The organism is Collinsella sp. D33t1_170424_A12, from assembly GCF_015554865.1.
Taxonomy (GTDB): Bacteria; Actinomycetota; Coriobacteriia; order Coriobacteriales; family Coriobacteriaceae; genus Collinsella.
Genome location: NZ_JADNJJ010000130.1, coordinates 1 through 2,324 on the forward strand (window position 1 = coordinate 1; position 2,324 = coordinate 2,324).

The window sequence follows — 2,324 nt, forward strand, 5'->3', positions numbered from 1 at the left end:
CACCGCGTTCTGGGAGCTCTATTATTCCGACTCTATCCTCGACACCGAGAAGTATCTGGTGAATGCCGACTTCCTCAAGTGGGAGGAAGAGAACTTCGACATGCTGCGCAACGCTAAGGTAATTGGCGGCACTCCCGCCAAGACCGCTACGCTGGCAGCTGGCAACGGCATTAACGGTGCTAATCCTGCAACTGGCGAGCAGAATGCCTACGGCTTCTCTTGCTTCAACAACGCAGGTGACGAGGGCATCATCTCGATGCGCAACCCGGCATACTCCGACAAGACCATCGAGTTCACGCTCGATAACGCTATCGGCTGCACGAGCGAGGGCGAGTACAAGGTCGCTCTCGACCATGTGTACACCGAGGGCGACAGGGAGGCTGCTGAGGCTCCCAAGACGGTTACCAAGGGCAACAAGGTCAGCATGACCCTCAATCCCGGCGAGACCCAGATCTGGCACCTCACCAAGAAGGGCGACACTGAGGCTCCGGCCCTTAATCGCCTGTATGCCGAGAACAACACCACGCTTCGCGTTCAGACCAACGAGCACGTCAAGAACGCCGCTTTCGAGGTGACCGTTGATGGCAAGAAGGTCGACGCCAAGGTTGCCAAGGCTTATGCCGACCTCATGACCTTCGACATCACCCTCGCCGAGGCTCCCGCCGATGGTGCCAAGGTTGAGGTCAAGGCTACGGCTGGCGAGGATTACACCGGCAACAAGCTGACCGCCAGCATCGCTCGCGACTTCCACATCGATGGCGTCGTGGCTCGCGCTGCCAACGTCTCCACTGAGACCATTGCTGCTTCTGATGCAAGCTTCGAGGGTCCCAACGGCTTCACCGTAACGGCTACGGCCCCCGTCGCTACCGACACCGTCCTGGTTTCCCAGGGTGACCAGTGGTCGCTCGGCGTTAACGCCGAGGGCAAGGCGGTCTTTACCGTCAACGGTGCGACCGCCGCGTCTGAGGACGTTGTGGCTGGCACCGCGACCATCACCGGCGTTCGTGAGAACAACGGCATGCTCAAGGTGTATGTCAACGGCGTGCTTTCCGGCTCCCAGTACGACGCCCAGAAGGTTGCCAACTACAGCGTGAAGCAGGCCGATATCACTGCTAAGGCTGGTATCGCCGAGGTCGTCGTGTACGACAAGACTCTGTCCTACGATGAGGTTCCGGCATCTCCGCTCGAGAACCTCATCAATACCGTTGAGGCTCTGAAGGACAAGGTCACCGCCGAGTCCTGGACCGCCGCCAACATGGATGCCCTGCTGGCTGCCGCTAAGGAGGCCCTGAAGGGCACCGACGCAGCAGCTCAGCAGAAGGCTTATGACGAGCTGCTCGCTGGTTACAACAAGCTTGTTCCCGGCGTTGGCGAGGCCAAGATGGTCAACCGTGCGCTGAACAAGGAAGCTTCTGCTGCCTGGAAGAGCGACAACAGCAACGCCGCTGGAAACAACGACATGCCTATCAACAAGGCTGTCGATGGTGTGAAGAACACCACTCAGCAGTATGGCGAGTTCGGTGACGATAACAGGGCCGAGAGCTCCTACCTGCAGGTCGACCTCGGTGCTGTTCAGAATGTGACGAGCATCAACCTGTATCGTTACTATCAGGATAGCCGTACGTATCCGAACACGACGATTGTCCTGTCCAAGGATAAGACGTTCGACGAGAATGACGTTATCGTCTACAACTCAGATGCCGAGAACAAGAACGGTTTCGGCGCTGGCAAGGATCAGGCATATGCCGAGACCTCCGCTGGCAAGACGTTTGAGGTTAAGGCGGGTACGCAGGCTCGCTACGTCCGTGTCTACATGAACGGTAACCAGCGCGCCAACGCTACTGGCAATACCAACCATATTGTCGAGCTCGAGGTCATGGGTCCCGAGAAGGTCACCCTGGACGATCCGTTCGGCATTGACGGTCTCGAAGCGCTCATCGCCCGCGGCAAGACTGCGGTCGAGAACGCTGGCAAGTACACGCCCGAGAGTATCGACGCTCTGAAGACCAAGCTCGCAGCGGCTGAAACGCTCGCCGAGAAGGTTCGCAAGGAGATCGAGTCCGGTAAGTTCGAGACCACTTACGGTGAGTTCAACACCACGCGTGACGAGCTCCAGGCTGCTCTCAACAACCTCGTAACCGCCGAGCCCGAGCCCGAGGTCGACAAGTCCGCGCTCCAGGCCAAGTACGACGAGGTCAAGGGCCTCAAGGCCGACGGCTACACCGCCGACTCCTGGAAGGCCTTCGCTGCCGCCCGCGACACCGCGAAGCGGATCCTCGACAGCGACAAGGCGGGCCAGGCCGACGTCGACCTCGCGCTGCAGA

The 2,324-nt window shown here is 59.4% G+C and carries 1 protein-coding gene; it reads left to right on the forward strand.

Going from position 1 to position 2,324, the window contains the following annotated elements:
• On the forward strand, nt 1–2,324 hold a 2,324-nt coding region (locus tag I2E26_RS05700; RefSeq protein ID WP_195419954.1), incomplete at both ends, for a discoidin domain-containing protein.